Consider the following 16,734-nt stretch of genomic DNA (forward strand, 5'->3'; position numbering starts at 1 on the left):
TTCTGCGGAGAGTTTCGCGGGGGAATCTGTCGTGGCATGCTCCTACTGGTTGTGGCAACCTTGCGGAGCTAATTCTCCCACGGGGCCTTGAATGGGAAGTACTTTTCCAAAAATTCCGTGACGCGGGCCCGGCGTTCCTCGGCTTTCACTTCGGGGAAACTGCCGTCGTTCAGGCACAGAAAATCGGCCTTGCGCTTGCGGAGTATCCGGTCCAGGGAGGCCAGTCCCATCTCGGTGGTCGTGTCAACGTAAACGCCTTTTCCATCGGCGTGCATGACGGCGCGACCGGTGAATAGCGCGTAGTAATGGTAAAGCGAATTTGTCACGGAAATATTTGTCGCGGCCCGGAACCGGCTGGCGGCGGTCGCGGCAAATTCGGTCGGGAAGGCGTTCTCAAGGTCTGTCATGACAGACTTTCGAAACGGGGCCGCCGAATGCTCCAAGTGGCGAGTTGTGAAGCGGCCAAACTTGTTCCAGAGCAGGCGCCGGTTGACCCGGGCCGAATTTTCAAAGCCGCTGCGTTCCACCGAACTCTCGCCCAGGCCGATCCTGTTGGGGGAGAGCATGAACCGGGTGACACCACCGGGGGAGAAGAACATGTCGGGGGACAGTGGCCGGCCAAAGAACATATCATCATTGGAATATAAGTAGTGTTCGGCCAAGCCGTGAATGTGGTGCAGCTGCGACTCCACCGCCATGGAATTGTGCGTCGGCAAAACCGAGGGATCCGCAAAGTGCTCCGCGCTGCGGACCAGGCTGATGCGGGGATGGTCGCGCAGCCAGTGTGGCGCCGGGGAGTCCGTGGCGATGTAGATGTGTCCGACCCATGGCGCGAACATGTATATGGAGCGAAGGGCATATTTCAGTTCATCAATTTGCCTGAACCGCGACTCGTGTCGGTCCCCCTCGCCCAGTATCACCCCGGATTCCTGGTCGCGGCGGGCGCGCTGGTAGTCGGCGGAACTCCCATCCACCCAGCTGAAAATGATGTCCACCGGGAAACGGATGTCAAAGGCATGCTCGGCAAACATGTCCTCAATAGTGGGCCAGTTCAGGCCGTGCAGTTCCACGGTTCCGCGCCGCGCCTCGGCAGTCGTCATGGTGCGCCGGGTCAGCGAGTTCTCCACGGGCAGTTTTATCCGACCCTTTTTGAAGGTCCACAACTCAAGTTGCACCCCAGTTGCGGCACCAAAATAAAGCCCGCCACGAGGTTCCAGCCTCGGCCTGAAAAGTCGCAGGATGCGGGTCTTTTTGGACGTGGCCAGTTCGCCGTCGGCCAGCAGCACCGTGGACTTCCCTTTCACGTCGATGCTGCGCGCATAAAACGGTTCATCGGCGAATGCCCGCACCAGGGCGTTCGCCAGGGCGTGCCTGTGCGCACGGTCAATGGCCAGCACCGGCCGTTCGTCGTTGCCACGCACCAATAAATACGGGACCCCGTACCGCTCAAGTGAGGCGCGGATAGCCAGTAGATCGGCCACCATGGCCTGCTGGTGGGTTAGAGACTCATTAACAAGTGCCAGCCGCCCCTTGTGGAGGACGACGTCGCCACGTTCCAGGAGCCGGGCCGCCGCAACTGTTGGGGGAGTGTTCAACGCGACTCCTGAGCATCGGGCGCCGAACTGATTCGTCGGCAACTCCTTCAGAGCCTACCGCGCGGGCACCTGGCCCAGACGGAACAGTGCGTCCGGATCGAAGCGGGCGGCCAGTTCTGTCAGCCGTGTCAGCACCTCGGGGGTGTAGCAGGACGCGAAGCCTGCAGCACCCTGCCCTGCGGAAAAATTCGGCAGCGTCCCGCCAAAGTGCCAGGCTCCCATGGCTGCGTGCAGCCCCACGGCGTGGTCGGCAATAGCGGACAATTCGGGAGGTGGGGCAACACCCACCGAATACATGCCGAATGCGGCATCGCGGTGGCACAATGCGCTGGCCACCGCCGGTTCCTCGGAAATGGCCCCACCAAACTGTCTGATTTCCACGGCCAGTTGCGGAGAGCCCGTGCCGGGTCCGGCCGCCTGCAGGAGCGCCTCGACGGTGTTGGCGGTAAAGTCCGTCAACAGTGCCGACCGCTCCGAGGTCGGCATCGGGTCTTCCGGGTCCGAGTGCACCATGCCAATCATGGAAGAGGGCATCATCTGGACCGCGTCGATCAGCGGCACCCCAGCCGCACGCATCGGCGCAAGCCAGTGGGCGCCGTCGTCCTCATTCCCGGTGAAAACGAACCTGAGCGCCAGTGTGAATCTGCCGGCCAGCGGCTCCGGAACGCCGGGCATGGGAGGAAGTTGCATGAGTGCGAGGGAGGTGGTGGCCTCCGGTGGCAGTGTGGGGCACCACTGGGACCAGGCCATGGTGAGGGCGTCCACAAGGGCCGTGTCGAAGAAAAGCGCGCCAGCGTAGATGTAGGGCAGCTTGAGCAGTTCAAATTCGGTGGCCGTGATGATGCCCAGCGAGGACTTTCCGCCCCGCAGGCCCCAAAAGAGTTCCGGCTCGGTCTCGGCCGTGACGTGGCGGAGCAGGCCGTCGCCGGTGACAACGTCAAAGGCCCGAACGCGGTCCGACGCTGCCCCAAAGGTGCGCGCCATGGGCCCAATTCCGCCGCCGCTGGTGTATCCGGCCACGCTGACTCCCGGGGCCGATCCGCTGAGGCCTGACAGTCCGTGAGCTGCACTCGCGGCTAGCACGGTTTTCCAGGTTACGCCCGCGCCGGTGCGGGCCCAGCCGTCCGGGCTGATGGTGCATTCATCCAGCGCCCGGGTGTGGATCAGTAGCGCCCCGTCATGGTCGCTGGCAATGCCGTGCCCGGTGGCTTGGACGGCGACGGGGAGCCCGTTCGCCGCGGCAAAGCGCACGGCTTGCGCCACGTCGTCGGCCGTTGCAACTTCCACGACGGCCGCCGGGCTGGTGTGGACGGAAACGTTCCACGGGGTGGCCAGTTCGGCAAAGCCGGGATCCCCCGGCTCGAGGACGCTGCCACGAACCTGGCGGCGCAGGGTATCAAAAGCAACGGGTGAGGACGCAGATTTGCCGGAGGCGTTCATGAATACCTTCTCGGGTTGGTGCCGGGCTGAACAGGGGATGAGACTGTGAGCTAGCTGAAACAAGCCTGACACCGATTTGAGAACTTGACTAGAGATTGGCGGCAAAAAAGGTTCATTCGCGCCCCCTGAGAAGGCCGCTACTGGCGGCGACGGCGGAAGAACAGTGCCACGGCGATCCCCGCCAGCCAGAAATCCTTGGCCATGGCCGTACCGGCCGGCGTGGGGCGGATTCCGTCCTCTTCGGTCATGCCCGGGGACTTCAAGTAGGTTGCGACCAGGCCGCCGGAAAATACGCCCAGTGCCAGTCCGGCAAGGCGGGTGGGAATGAAAGGAAGAAGGATCAAGGTCCCCAAGCCGATCTCGGAGGCGCTCAGAAGCTTGCCAAACTGGGCCGCTTCCAACGTCCCGGCCTGGGGGATGACGCGGGCGGCCGCTGTTTGCAGGCCCGCGGCGTGTTCCTCCGCCAGGTGGAGCTTGCCGATCCCGGCGTTGAGAATGAAGGCCCCCGAAACCAGCCGAAGTGCTGCGTTGCCAATGCTGAAACCCATGGTGTGCTCCCTATTTTCCTAAACCGATGCTTACTTCTTCAGCCTAGGTACCAGAGCGGGCCGTGGCTAGGGGTGGTCCACGGTTGCCGCGAGACCTGCAATCATGGCCTGCAGGCCCAGCGAAAAGGCTGCGTGGGCGTCGCTAAGCTGCCCCGGGTTGCTTCGACGGGCGACGGCGGCGGTGAAAGTCGGTGCTGTCGCGGCCAGATCGCCGGGGGCAAAGATGTCATCCGGGGCGTTGACGTCGTATGCCGATCCGTAGATGAAAGATTCCAGCGCCACGATGGCGTCGATGATGCGTTCGGAGGGCCAGCCAGCCCGCAAAAAACCCTCTGTCACTGCCTCGTACATCAACAACGTTTGAGGTGCGTTTGTCACGGGCAGCAAGGCAATAACGGGTATCAGGGGCACGTGGGAGGAGAAGACGTCCCTATACGAATGCGCCCAGGTGTGCACGGCTTCCTCCCATGGCTGGTCGATGAACGCGGAGACGTCCACGCGGCCCATCAGCGAGTCCTCAATCAGTAGGAGCAGGTCCTGCTTGGATCCCACATGGTTGTACAGGGCGGACGGGGCTACGTTCAACGATTTGGCCAGCCCCGACATGGTCAGTGCCTTGTAGCCGTCGCGAGTCACTAGCCGCAGCGCCGCCTGGGTGATTTGGGCAGAACCCAGAAGTGCGCGTGGGGGTCGACCCGCCCGACGTCGTACTGCCTTCGTTGCCACTGTTCTCGACGGCACTGCTTTTGTTGGCGCTGAACCTTCACTCACTGCGGCCTCCCTTGCCAAATCACATGCCAGCTAGCGACACTATTCTTCACTCGCACCTTTACCAAATGAGTGATGTCCGTTACTGTCTATTCTAAATGAACGACATTCATTTAGTGAGTTAAGTCATTATGAATTTCACAGGAGAGGGAACCATGCAGAACATCGAGCGCGACGTCGTCATCATTGGCGCCGGCCCATCAGGAATGACAGCCGCCCGCGAGCTGAAGAAATCCGGTCTGAGCGTGGCAGTGGTTGAGGCCCGTGACAGGGTTGGTGGACGCACCTGGTCCAACACGATCGACGGCGCGTGGCTGGAAATTGGCGGCCAGTGGGTCTCCCCGGATCAGACCGCCCTGATTGGACTGCTCGATGAACTCGGCCTGGACACCTACTCGCGCTACCGCGACGGAGACAGCGTCTATGTTGCCCCCGATGGCAGCCACACCCGCTACACCGGCGAGATGTTCCCGGTTTCGGCGGACACCGAAGCGGCCATGAACAAGCTCATCGAAACCATGGACGAGCTCGCCGCTCTTATGGATCCGGAAAAGCCGTGGGACCACCCGGCCGCACGCGAGCTGGACACCATCTCCTTCCACCACTGGCTGCGTACCCAGTCCACCGATGAAGAGGCCTGCAACAACATCGGCCTGTTCATCGCTGGCGGCATGCTCACCAAGCCCGCCCACGCCTTCTCGGCCCTGCAGGCAGTTTTCATGGCCTCCTCGGCGGGATCCTTCTCCAACCTGGTGGATGACAACTTCATCCTGGACAAGCGGGTAGTGGGCGGCATGCAGGGCGTTTCCTTGAAGATGGCCGAAGAATTGGGCGACGACGTCATCCTCAACTCCCCGGCCCGCACCGTCCGCTGGACCGAGGTCGACGGCGACTACCGAGTCACCGTGATCAGCGACAACGCCACCGTCACCGCCAAGCGCGTAGTCATGGCCGTCCCGCCGAACCTGTACAGCCGTGTCTCCTTCGACCCGCCGCTGCCGCGCCGCCAGCACCAGATGCACCAGCACCAGTCCCTGGGCCTGGTCATCAAGGTCCACGCCGTCTACGAGACCCCGTTCTGGCGCAAAGACGGCCTCTCCGGCACCGGCTTCAGCGCCTCCACACTGGTCCAGGAGGTCTACGACAACACCAACCACGAGGATCCCCGCGGCACGCTGGTGGCCTTCGTCTCCGACGAAAAAGCCGACTACGCCTTCTCCCTCTCAGCCGAACAGCGCAAGAAGGAAATCACGGCCTCCCTGGCCCAATTCCTCGGCGCCGAAGCGGCCGAACCCGTTGTCTACTACGAATCCGACTGGGGTTCAGAGGAATGGACCCGCGGCGCCTACGCCTCGTCCTACGACTTGGGTGGCCTGCACCGTTACGGCCCGGACCAGCTGACCCCCGTGGGCCCCATCCACTGGTCCTGCTCCGACCTTGCCGCCGAAGGCTACCAACACGTCGACGGTGCAGTCCGCATGGGCCAGTTCACCGCCGCGAAGCTGGTCGCAGAACTGGCCTAACACCTGTTACGCAGCCGGGCGGCTACCTCGCCACCGGCGGCGAACGGGCGGCGGACCGGCATTTTTCCGGCGACTTTCCGACACACGGCCGCGGGCGGCCTTAGTGTCTCCCTGACGTCGCCTACAAAAAATGTCGGCTCCGCCGCCGGACGGATCCGCTGCTTTGGCGGCAGCCGGCCATCGTGCAAGTAGTTCGCGGGGGGCTGCGAACAGTTTGATGCGGAATCACTTTTCAGTAATCAGTGACAATGACGTCTTCAGGAGGACCCTTATGCGTTATGTAGTGGGATATACGGCTAACGCCCGTGGCGGCGATGCCGTCAACTTGGCAGTGGCCCTGGCACGCAGACAGGGTGCCTCCTTGGACCTGGTCATGGTGATGCCGGAGGACTCGCCCTACAACGGCGTTTATCCGCCGGTGGCAGGTTTTGAAAGCATTCTTGCGCAGCAAGTCTCGCAGTGGCTGGATGAGGGGCTGGCCCTGATTCCCGCGGATGTTTCCGCTGTGGCGCACATTCGCCGGGGCGATTCCGAGGCGGAGGCGCTGATTGCTGCAGCACAGGAATTGGGGGCTGTACTGCTGGTTATTGGGGCCAGCAGCACAGGTTTGTTCAAGCGTTTCTCCATCGGTTCAGTGGCCAGTGCCTTGTTGCACGCCTCCACCGTGCCGGTGGTTTTGGCGCCGTCGGGCTACAGTCGCACCGAGCCGATCACGCGCCTGACGTGCGCTGTGGGCACCCGGGCTGGTGCCGAAGACGTGCTGCGCACTGGTATTGCCATGGCCAAGCGACGGTCCCTTCCCCTGCGTGTGGTTTCCTTGGTTGCCCAGGGCGCCGACGACGCCGACGCCACCGTTGCCGAGGCAACCGCCCACCTGCGGGACGTCGCCGAAGCCAGCCAAGGCGTTGACGTAAGTGCCCTCGACAAACTCGACATCGACGTCGTGGTGGGGCGCGGGCGAAGCATCGAAGACGCCGTTGACCATCTCGACTGGGACGACGGAGAGCTCCTGCTCATTGGTTCCAGCCGTTTGGCGCAAAACAATTCCATCTTCCTTGGTGCCACCGCCAACAGGATTTTGCGGGCCTTGCCGGTGCCGATGATTGTGGTGCCGCGCAACTATGTGCTCCAATCCGAGGAACTTTTCCACACAACCCAGGTCCCCGTAGTTCAGGGCGCCGGAGCCTCCGAGGAGATGAAATGACGACGTCTGAATCAGTACGCAACGCCGCCGGCGACCACGGCCTGAGCGAAAAGGGCCTGAAAGCCGGCTCGGTCGGGTTGATCGGCGCCGTCGTCATCGGCATCTCCTGCATCGCCCCCGCTTACACGCTCACCGCGGCCCTGGGGCCCACGGTTTCCGAGGTGGGTGTACACCTGCCGGCGATCTTCCTGGTCGGTTTCATTCCCATGCTGCTTGTGGCTTTGGGCTACCGCGAGCTAAACAACGCCATGCCCGACGCCGGCACTTCCTTCACCTGGGCAACACGCGCCTTTGGTCCGTGGATGGGGTGGATGGGTGGCTGGGGCCTGATCGCGGCTACCATCATCGTGCTCTCGAATTTGGCGGCAGTGGCGGTGGACTTCTTTTACCTGATGCTGGGGCAGATCTTCCAGAACCCGGCATTGGCGGATTTGTCCACGGTGCTGCCACTGAACATTGCTACGACCTTGGTGTTCATTGCCGGTGCGTGCTGGATTTCCTACCGCGGAATGGAGACCACCAAAACGTTCCAGTATGTGCTGGTGGCGTTCCAGTTGCTGGTGCTGGGCTGGTTTGCGATCGCCGCATTTGCCCATGTGGCAAATGGAACCGCGTTTGACGCCACAGCCATCCAGGCCGACTGGTTCAACCCGTTCGCTGTGGAGTCCTTCTCCCAGTTTGCTGCCGGGGTGTCCTTGTCGATCTTCATCTTCTGGGGTTGGGATGTGACCTTGACGATGAACGAGGAAACGAAGAACCCGGAAAAGACGCCGGGGCGCGCGGCCACCGTGACAGTGGTTGTCATCGTCCTGATTTACATGACGGTTTCGCTGGCAACGCTCGCATTCGCTGGAATCGGCACCACCGGTCTTGGTGCCGGGAACCCGGAAAACCAGGGCAGCATCTTCGCCGTGCTGGCCGGTCCCGTGATGGGTCCGTTCGCGATCCTGATGTCACTTGCCATCCTGAGCTCGTCGGCCGCATCCCTGCAGTCAACGTTTGTTTCTCCGGCCCGGACGCTTTTGTCCATGGGGCACTACAAGGCGCTGCCGAAGAGTTTTAGCAAGATCAGCCCCACCCACAAGTCCCCGAGCTACGCGACCATCGCCGCCGCCATTGCCGCCGCAGCGTTCTACGTCATCACCCGGGTGCTCTCCGAAAACGCTTTGTGGGACACCATCACGGCCCTGGGCATGATGATCTGCTTCTACTACGGCATCACCGCCTTGGCCTGCGTTTGGTACTTCCGTGCCCAGGCGTTCCGCGGAGTGCATGCCTTCTTCTTCAAGTTCCTGGCCCCGCTGGTGGGTGGCGTGATCTTGCTGGTCATGTTCTTCAAGACCGCCTACGACTCCATGGACCCCAGCTATGGCTCGGGATCCAACATTGCCGGGCTGGGCCTGGTATTCATTCTGGGTGCCGGGGTGATCCTGCTCGGGGCGGTGCTGATGTTCGTCATGTACTGGCGCCACCCGGAGTTCTTCAAGGGCAAGGTGATTAGCCGCACCAGCCAGCCCTACAACCCGTAGGTCCACGAAAAAGGACGGCGCTCACGCACAAGGACGGTCGTAGACCACCGTCTCTTTGCGCGAGCGCCGTCCTTTTTGGGTTCAGCGGGTGTTAGCTCTTGGGGCGGCGAGCCGCCTCGCGCTCCTTGGCCAGCTTCGCCTCGGCGCGGGCCTTGGCGTGAACGGTGCGTTCCTCAACCAGCCACGCGGGGGGAGCCTGGAGCAGCTCGGTGATCTGCGCCGTCGTCAGCGCCTCGGTGACATCGGAACGGTTCAGGCCGCCAATGGAAATGTTGAGTTTCTGCGCGATAACGGCGCGCGGGTGCGGCCCGTTGCGGCGCAATTCGGCCAGCCACTCCGGAGGAGTCTCCTGCAAAACCTTGAATTCCTCCCGGCTGAGCGCGTTTTCCTGGAACTCTGCGGGGGCTGCGGGCAAGTAGATTCCCAGCTTCTTGGCCGCGGTGGCAGACTTCATGGCTTGGGGGGACGGTTTAAGGCTCATACCTCAAGGGTACCGTTGGCGGCAGGGTGCGTTAGGGTAAACAGGTGTCTGAACCCCGTGAACTTACAGTGACCTTTATCCCGGGCGTGACTCCTGGAAAGTGGATCCACCGCTGGGAGGACCGGATGCGCCAGGTTCCCTTGGTGGTGCACCCCGTCTCCGAAGTCCACCAGCTCGACGCCGTGCGCGCCGGAGAATCGGACATGGCGTTCGTGCGCCTGCCGGTAGACAAGACTGGGCTGAACGTCATTCCCTTGTACACCGAACTCTCGGTGGTGGTGGCCCCCAAGGATCATCCCATCGCCGCTTTCGAGGAGATCGACGTCGCGGAACTCGCCGACGAATATCTGCTGGCCGACCCCGACGACTTCCCCGCCTGGCGCGATATTTCCACGGAGATCAAGGACGGCACGCGCAAGCCGCTGCCGCCCATGGCGTCGGTAGAGGAAGCACTTGACCTGGTGGAAGCAGGACTTGGCATTCTCATTTTGCCCATGTCCGTTGCGCGGCACTTCAACCGCAGGGCCCTGCGCGCCCGCGTTGTCACTGGTGTTCCGGAATCCGGGATCGGCCTGGCGTGGCTGCAGTCGCAGGCTCCGCTGCCGGACGACTTTGACGCTGTCATCGAAGAATTCATTGGCGTAGTCCGCGGACGCAGCGCCAACAGTTCCCGTCAGCCCTCGGTCCAGGCCAAGCAGGATGCCGCACCCAAGAAAGGTGCCAAGGCGCCCACTAAGGGTGGCGCCCCGGCACGCGGCGGCGCGGCCAAGGGCAAGGGCGGCGCCGGCAAGGGCGGTGCGAACCTTCGCGGTGGCGGCCGGCCAGGCGGCAAGGGCCGCGCGCAGAAGCGCGGCCGGTAGTCCCCAACCTCTCCCCAGCCTCGTTCCTCGGCCGGGGCCCCTCGAGGTTGGGGGCCCAAAAACTGCCGCTGGCGCGATTTTCCGGGAACCGGGCAAGCGTGGGCCCAAAATACCGTTTTGATCCTCGGCGGAACGGGCGGCGTTCTATATGCTTAACGTGGGGGGAGCGCTATCCATAATCCGGGGACCGGAATAGCGGCGCAATTTCCAGCAAATGTTCCTTAGCTCCTGCGCATTGCGTGCAGGGGCCCGCTAGAAATGAAGCCGCGTGAATACACGTTTTCCTGTCCTGAAACGTCTAATCTCCTCCACCGCCTCCGTGGCCCTACTGAGCGCAATGGTGCTTAGCGGTGTTGCAGGCCCCGCAGTGGCGGCTCCGGTAGCCGCAGACGCGCAGGCAGCAGCTCTTGCGCTCCCGGACACGCAGTCGCCCAAACAGTGCAACCCTCCCGTGACTCTCGTCAATGGCGGCTTTGAGCAGCCGGCAATATCGCTGGGTGGCAATCAGACCATGAACGACTCGCAAGTCCCCGGATGGACGGTCGCGAATTCAGCCAACGACCATCTGGTGGAAATGTGGTCCACCGGTTTCTTGAGCACGCCTTCGGCTGAAGGTAAACAGTTTGTAGAACTTAACGCCAATTTACCGTCCACCCTCTTTCAGGACGTGGCCACCACTCCGGGGCAGGTCCTCCGCTGGAGCCTGAAACACCGGGGCCGTTCTGGCACCGATGTCATGGATGTCTTGATAGGTTCGCCTTCCGGAACCCTGGCATCTCAAACGAAGGGACTTTCGGACGGCATGGCCTGGGGAACCCACACGGGAACCTATACGGTCCCGGCAGGTCAGACCACAAGCCGCTTTGCGTTCAAGGCGATCAGTTCCTCCAATAATAATCCCTCGTACGGCAACTTCTTGGACGACATCTCCTTTGGCACCCAGCCATGCGTGATCACCACCAAGTCGGTGACCAACCTGAACGGACGCTCCCCGGCGCAGGCCGGGGATATCCTGCGGTACACGGTGGACACCGGCAACAACGGTGGAACACCTGCCAAGCAAATGGTCCTGAACGACACCATACCCACCGGGACCAGCTATGTTCCCGGGTCCATGAAGATTCTCACCGGCCCGGGGCAGGGCTCGTACACGGATGCCGTAGGTGACGACAGGGCAGAATTTACGGCCAACGCTGTGAAGATCCGGCTCGGCAACGGTGCCATGGCAACGGCCGGTGGCGACCTGAGCCCGGCAACAACCACAAGCGTCACCTTTGATGTCAGTGTCAACGCCGCGGCTACGGCGGTGGATGTTGTGAATGTAGCCAACGTCAAATATGGCGATGACTGGGATGCGCTGACCAAAACTGCTACTACCAACACCGTAGCTACACCAGTGGCGCCAGCCGCGGATCTCGCCGTAGCAAAGAAGATCAACACCTCTCCAGTTATCGCAGGCAAGTCGATTAGTTACACCATCACGGCCAGCAACAAGGGCCCCGCAAACGCCACTGGCGTTACAGTGGTGGATCAGTTGCCGTCGGGTCTGGCCAATGCTGTAGGAACCGTCAATGGGCAGCCCTGCACCGTTGCAGGTGCTTCCATGAGCTGTGCTGTAGGTAATCTTGCGAATCAGGCCAGCGTGGACATTGCCGTGACGGCGGATGTCCCGGCCGCCACGGATCCTGGTGCCCTGCTCTCCAACACCGTGCGCATTAGCGGTAATGAAACCGACCCTGTCAGCGCCAACAATGTGGCTGCGGCGAATGCCACTGTCGCCACATCTGCGGACCTCGCCATCACCAAGGAGTTCACCCCCGTAATCCCCGTGGCGGGTGAGGCCGTGACTTACACGTTAAAAGTCAACAATGCAGGACCCTCGGATGCCCGCAACGTAACAGTGGTTGATCCCCTCGACCCGGAAGTAACGTTTGTCTCAGCCGCTGTGACGGCTGGTGGTGGAGTTTGTCCCCCACCGACGGCCGGCGTCGTTTCCTGCGATCTTGGCACAGTTCCAGTCGGCGGAACTGTCACCATCCAGGTGGTTGCGACGATCGCCCCCGGCGCTGATGCCGTGGTTCAAAACTCGGCGGCGGTGTCATCTTCAACTCCGGATCCTGACTCAAGCAATAACGCTTCCTCAGTGAAGTTCCAGCCCACCATGGTCTCCGACATTGAGGTCACCAAGGCCGTTGTTGCCCCGTCGGATCCGAGCAAGGTTGCCGCCGGAGGGTCGGTGAGCTACGCCGTCACCGTCAAGAACAACGGTTCCTCGGTTGCTAAAAATACTGTGCTCACCGATACGCTCCCGGCCGGGTTGACATTGACGTCAGTCACCGGTGCAGCGAGCTGCGTTTCTTCACCCAGTGCCCCTGAAATTCGTTGCGAATGGGCTTCTCTGGCCGTTGACGAGGTAGCAACCATCACCATTGTTGCTACCGTGGACCCCAACACCCCGGCCGGTAGCATCCGCAATACGGCCACAGCCGTCTCGGCTGCCTTTGATGTTAACCCGGCAAACAACTCCGCATCAGCTGACATCACAGTGATTACCAATGCCGATCTCGCGGTAGCCAAGACGGCCACCATCAGCCCCATCGTTCCGGGGCTGAAAGACGGCATGAAGTACAAAATACTGCTCACAAACAATGGACCGTCTACGGCTTCGGCTGTGGTGGTCAGCGATGCAATCCCCGCAGGAATGCTCTCTGCCACAACCAGTACACCCGGCTGCATCATTGACGGCGGAGTGTTGAGCTGCCTCATTGCGCGCTTGGCTCCCGACGCCGTCGGAGTCTCCATCGAGATCACCGGAACCCTGGACCCTGCCTACTCCGGCGCGAGCATCGGCAATACGGCAGTCGTCACCTCGGCAACTCCCGACAACAAACCGGAAAACAACACAAGCGCGGTCACAACACCGGTAAAGCCTGATGTGGACATTGCTGTGACCAAGACGGCTTCCGGAGCGGCAGTCAATCAGGGCGGAGCCTCTGACTACGTCATCACCATCACCAACAAAGGTCCCTCGGCTGCTCATGACGTTCGATTGACCGACGCGCCCGGCCCCGGACTGACGCTCGGCAGCGGCGGGTCCGACACGGGTGTCTACGACTACCGGGACGGGAGCTGGTCAGTTGGCTCTTTGGCTGTCGGTGAAACGAAGGAACTGCGAGTTTCCAACAATGCGGTCAGTTCCGGTGCCTTGAGCAATACTGTCACGGCCGTGACCAGCAGCAACGAGCAAGCGTTCAACATGGCTAACAACACAGCCACAGCTAAGGTGACGTCAGCGCCGTCGGCCGACGTGGCCATCACCAAGACTGTGAACAACGCCGCTCCCAAACAAGGCGACACAGTTAGGTACTCGCTCAAGGTCACCAATTTCGGCCCTGCCGATGCGGTGGGCGTGGTAGCCAACGACGCACTTCCAGTGGGCGTCCAAATAGTTAGCGCCGTCTCCTCAGTCGGTTCCTATGACTTTGGCACGGGCGACTGGACCATAGGCACCTTGGCTAACGGAGCCACGCAAACCCTGACGCTGACCGTTACTGTTACCGGCGCTGGCGCAATAACGAACACGGCCACTGTCGCCTCTTCTACCTATGATCCGGTAAAAGCGAACAACACGGCCGACGCGATTTTGAACTCCGCACCTTCGGCGGACCTGGCCATCGTGAAGACGCTGACGTCCGGGCCCATGATTGCCGGCACCAAGGCCAGTTACGAGCTCACCATCACCAATAAGGGGCCCTCGGATGCCACCGCGTTGACCATCGCAGACACCGTACCGGTTTCCCTGACGAACGCTACGGCCATCAGTTCAAAAGCGATCTGTACCGTGGTCAATCAACAAGTGAATTGCGCGGCTGAAACACTGGCACGGGGCGACACCTTCACGGTAGCCGTTTCCGCAGACATCCCCGCCAACGCGGTAGTTGGCACAGTGGTCGCCAACACGGCAACGGTGACAGGCGCGCAGCATGATCCGAGCCCCAGCGACAACGTCAGCACCGTGGTTGGCATCGTCACAGCGGCAACCGACGTCGGCATCGTCAAGACACTGTTGACCGAGATTCCTGTCGCTGGCCAAGACGTCAGCTATGAATTAGCGGTGACAAATGCCGGCCCTTCGGATGCGGCAAATGTGAGTGTCACCGACATCCGCAACGCGGATCTAACGATTGTTTCAGTGGTGACACCACAGGGCAGCTGCACCACAGCGGCCGTTATTCGCTGCGACTTGGGTACCGTGGCAGCAGGGCAGAGCGTGAAACTCACCATGGTGGCCAAAGTGGTCAGTAGCGTGATTGATAAAACCAACAACACCGCCACCGTCTCAACCAGTACCCCGGACACCAACCCGGCGAATGATGCCAGCAGCGTTGGATTCCAACCCGTCACTGAAGCCGATCTCGTCGTGACCAAGCAGGCGAGCACGCCCATCATCGTCGCCGGAGCGTCCTTCTCCTACACTGTTGGCGTGCAAAACAACGGTCCTTCGGATGCGCAATTTGTGGTCCTGAGCGACACGGTGCCCGCAGGGATGAAAATTTCCGTGGTGGACAACAATGCCTGTGCAATCAATCAGGCAAAGACCGGCATCGAATGCACTTGGGCCACTTTGGCCGCCGGGGCCGATCAAAGCGTCACCGTTTACGTCCTGGTAGATGCCGCGGCCATCCCTGGTGCCACCATCAACACCGCCTCGGCACTCTCGGGCACCTTCGACCCCGATGCAAGCAACAACGCTGCCTCGGCACCCGTCGAGATCATCGCGTCGGCGGATTTGAGCACCATCAAAAAGGCAAAATCTGCTGCTACACCTGGCAAGCCGCTTTCGTACACCGTGGAGGTGAGCAACAACGGCCCGTCCATGGCCCGTGGTGTGAACCTCACCGACATGCTGCCGTCCGAGCTGAAGAATGCCTCCAGCCTCACGGCAGGCTGCACCGTCACAGGCCAACTTCTCTCCTGTCTGGTGGACACCCTTGCCTTTGGCGACACATTCACGGCGGAAATTACCGCCGACGTTGACCCGGCCTTCGCAGGAGGAACCATCACCAACGTTGCCACCGCAACGTCAGCAACCCCCGACCAGAACCTGACAAACAACGCTGGCAAGGCGGTGGTTGCCGCGACTCCAGTCGCCGATCTCAGTGTCACAAAAACTGCGAATGCAGTCTCGGTCAACCAAGGCGAAGAGGTCACCTATCAGCTGACTGTCCGAAACAATGGCCCTTCCTCCGCAGCCGGTGTACAGGTGCTTGAGAAGCCGGGCGCCGGTGTGCGGATCGATTCCGCGCAACCATCTGAAGGAGCGTGGGACGGGGCGTCAAGTACGTGGACCATTGGCGCCTTGGCCAGCGGCGCAGAGGCGACCTTGACACTGACGGCCACCATGACAGGGGCGGGAACTCTAACGAATGCTGCGAGCGTATCCGCAGACACCGTTGACCCTAACCCGGCCAACAACGCTGCCTCAGTCGATGTGGAAACCGCTCCGACGGCGGATGTAGCGATTCTCAAAACCGCTTCGTCCCCTGCCCCGCTGGCGGGGGAAACCGTCACTTATACGCTGACGGTGAGCAACTACGGCCCCTCCGCAGCGCAGAATGTGGTGGTCACAGATCCCCTAGCGGATGGCCTGGGCGCTAATTCCATTTCCACTGACAAGGGGACCTGCGTCGCGACGTCGCCCCTGAAGTGCACCATCGACTCCTTGGGACAGGGCGAAACGGCGGTGATTACCATCGTCGCGAAGGTTTCCCCCGAGCTGGATGCCACGCAACTCTCCAACACGGCAACCGTCACGTCGGCAACGCACGACGCCGACCTGTCCAATAACTCCTCAACGGTGTCCGTGGCGCCGACCGCTTTGGCGGATATCGCGGTGACCAAGAAAGCCTCCGCCACTTCCGTTTCGGTGGGAGGAGAGATTTCCTATGAATTGGTGGTGACAAACGCCGGTCCGGCAACCGCCAAGGGTGTCATTGTGACCGATCCCCTGCCAGTCGGGCTGACAGCGGTGCAGAGCAGTTCGACCGCGGGAACGTGTTCCGGGGACGCCACTGTCCTGTGTGCCCTCGGGGATCTTGCTCCCGGGGCCAACGTCACCGTGGACATCAAGGTATCTGTTGCGGCTGCCGCAATTCCTGGCATGAGCACCAACACGGCAATGGTCACTTCCCCGACTCCCGATCCTGACGTGGCAAACAACTCAAGCTCCGCGGCCGTGATGATTACAGGACTAGCCGATTTGGCTGTGTCGAAGTCGGCCGAGCGAAGCGAAGCCGTTCTCGGTGACAATCTCACGTACACCATCACCGTTTCCAATGCCGGTCCGTCGGCTGCGTTGAATCCCGTGGTGACTGATGTGTTGCCCAAGGGCCTCAGTTTTGTGAGCGCCAAACCCAGCACCGGTGCCTATGATTCGGTAACGGGCGCCTGGACCATGCCGAGCCTGGCATCAGGGAGTTCGGCGACCTTGCTGGTTGTCACCAAAGTGGACGCTGTAGGCAAGATCGTCAACACTGCCACAGCACGTTCGGACACCCCCGATCCCAGTGCACCCAACAATGCCTCGTCCGCCGAGATCATCAGCACGGCGCCTGTGGTACCCGGGGCGGGTTTGGGCAGCACAGGCGCGGCCATTGCCGGGCCGCTCGGCTTGGCCTTGGCGCTGTTGGCCATCGGGTTTGTTGTGGTGGGGATCCGCCGCCGCAAGGTGAGCTAGCGAAGGCGGCCGACTTGCGGCCGCCGACGTAACGAAATGGACGGGACAGT

General features: G+C 61.7%; 10 protein-coding genes. 5 read left to right on the forward strand and 5 right to left on the reverse strand.

Translation table 11 applies throughout. The annotated features are described in order from the left end of the window. Positions 1 to 68: 68 nt before the first annotated feature. The 4 genes from CXQ94_RS03635 to CXQ94_RS03650 all read right to left on the reverse strand — a co-directional run bounded on the left by CXQ94_RS03635 (position 69) and on the right by CXQ94_RS03650 (position 4,354). On the reverse strand, positions 69 to 1,595 hold the full coding sequence (locus CXQ94_RS03635) for a stealth family protein (RefSeq protein ID WP_258066659.1): 1,527 nt from the start codon (positions 1,593 to 1,595) through the stop codon (positions 69 to 71). Between the two features lie 54 nt (positions 1,596 to 1,649). Beyond that, a complete protein-coding gene (locus CXQ94_RS03640; protein WP_104086869.1) occupies positions 1,650 to 3,035 on the reverse strand; it encodes an FAD-binding oxidoreductase in 1,386 nt (461 codons plus the stop codon). A 137-nt stretch (positions 3,036 to 3,172) separates the two neighbouring features. Beyond that, the gene (locus CXQ94_RS03645) at positions 3,173 to 3,583 is read right to left on the reverse strand and encodes a hypothetical protein (RefSeq protein ID WP_104086870.1); all 411 of its coding nucleotides are present in this window, start codon (positions 3,581 to 3,583) and stop codon (positions 3,173 to 3,175) included. 66 nt (positions 3,584 to 3,649) lie between these two features. Next, complete coding sequence (locus CXQ94_RS03650) at positions 3,650 to 4,354, reverse strand: TetR/AcrR family transcriptional regulator (protein WP_181034061.1); 705 nt, start codon at positions 4,352 to 4,354, stop codon at positions 3,650 to 3,652. A 152-nt stretch (positions 4,355 to 4,506) separates the two neighbouring features. On the opposite strand from CXQ94_RS03650, the gene CXQ94_RS03655 reads away from it, so the two are divergent. The 3 genes from CXQ94_RS03655 (at position 4,507) to CXQ94_RS03665 (ending at position 8,607) form a co-directional block, all read left to right on the forward strand. Beyond that, entirely contained in the window at positions 4,507 to 5,874 is a 1,368-nt protein-coding gene (locus CXQ94_RS03655; RefSeq protein WP_104087310.1) for an NAD(P)/FAD-dependent oxidoreductase, read from the forward strand. A gap of 271 nt (positions 5,875 to 6,145) precedes the next feature. After that, the gene (locus CXQ94_RS03660; protein WP_104086872.1) at positions 6,146 to 7,078 is read left to right on the forward strand and encodes a universal stress protein; all 933 of its coding nucleotides are present in this window, start codon (positions 6,146 to 6,148) and stop codon (positions 7,076 to 7,078) included. After that, entirely contained in the window at positions 7,075 to 8,607 is a 1,533-nt protein-coding gene (locus CXQ94_RS03665) for an APC family permease (RefSeq protein WP_104086873.1), read from the forward strand. The genes CXQ94_RS03660 and CXQ94_RS03665 overlap by 4 nt, the downstream gene beginning before the upstream one ends. Positions 8,608 to 8,698: 91 nt before the next feature. On the opposite strand, the gene CXQ94_RS03670 is transcribed toward CXQ94_RS03665, so the two are convergent. Further along, on the reverse strand, positions 8,699 to 9,061 hold the full coding sequence (locus CXQ94_RS03670; protein ID WP_181034096.1) for a DUF5997 family protein: 363 nt from the start codon (positions 9,059 to 9,061) through the stop codon (positions 8,699 to 8,701). A gap of 71 nt (positions 9,062 to 9,132) precedes the next feature. On the opposite strand from CXQ94_RS03670, the gene CXQ94_RS03675 reads away from it, so the two are divergent. Then, positions 9,133 to 9,948, forward strand: a complete 816-nt coding sequence (locus tag CXQ94_RS03675; RefSeq protein ID WP_258066661.1) for a substrate-binding domain-containing protein — start codon at positions 9,133 to 9,135, stop codon at positions 9,946 to 9,948. Between the two features lie 268 nt (positions 9,949 to 10,216). Beyond that, positions 10,217 to 16,684 carry a DUF11 domain-containing protein gene (locus tag CXQ94_RS03680; RefSeq protein WP_104086876.1) on the forward strand — a complete coding sequence of 2,156 codons (6,468 nt, stop codon included), beginning with the start codon at positions 10,217 to 10,219 and terminating at the stop codon, positions 16,682 to 16,684. Positions 16,685 to 16,734: the final 50 nt, after the last annotated feature.

Origin of the sequence: Arthrobacter sp. GMC3 (assembly GCF_002929305.1) — a bacterium.
GTDB lineage: Bacteria > Actinomycetota > Actinomycetes > Actinomycetales > Micrococcaceae > Specibacter.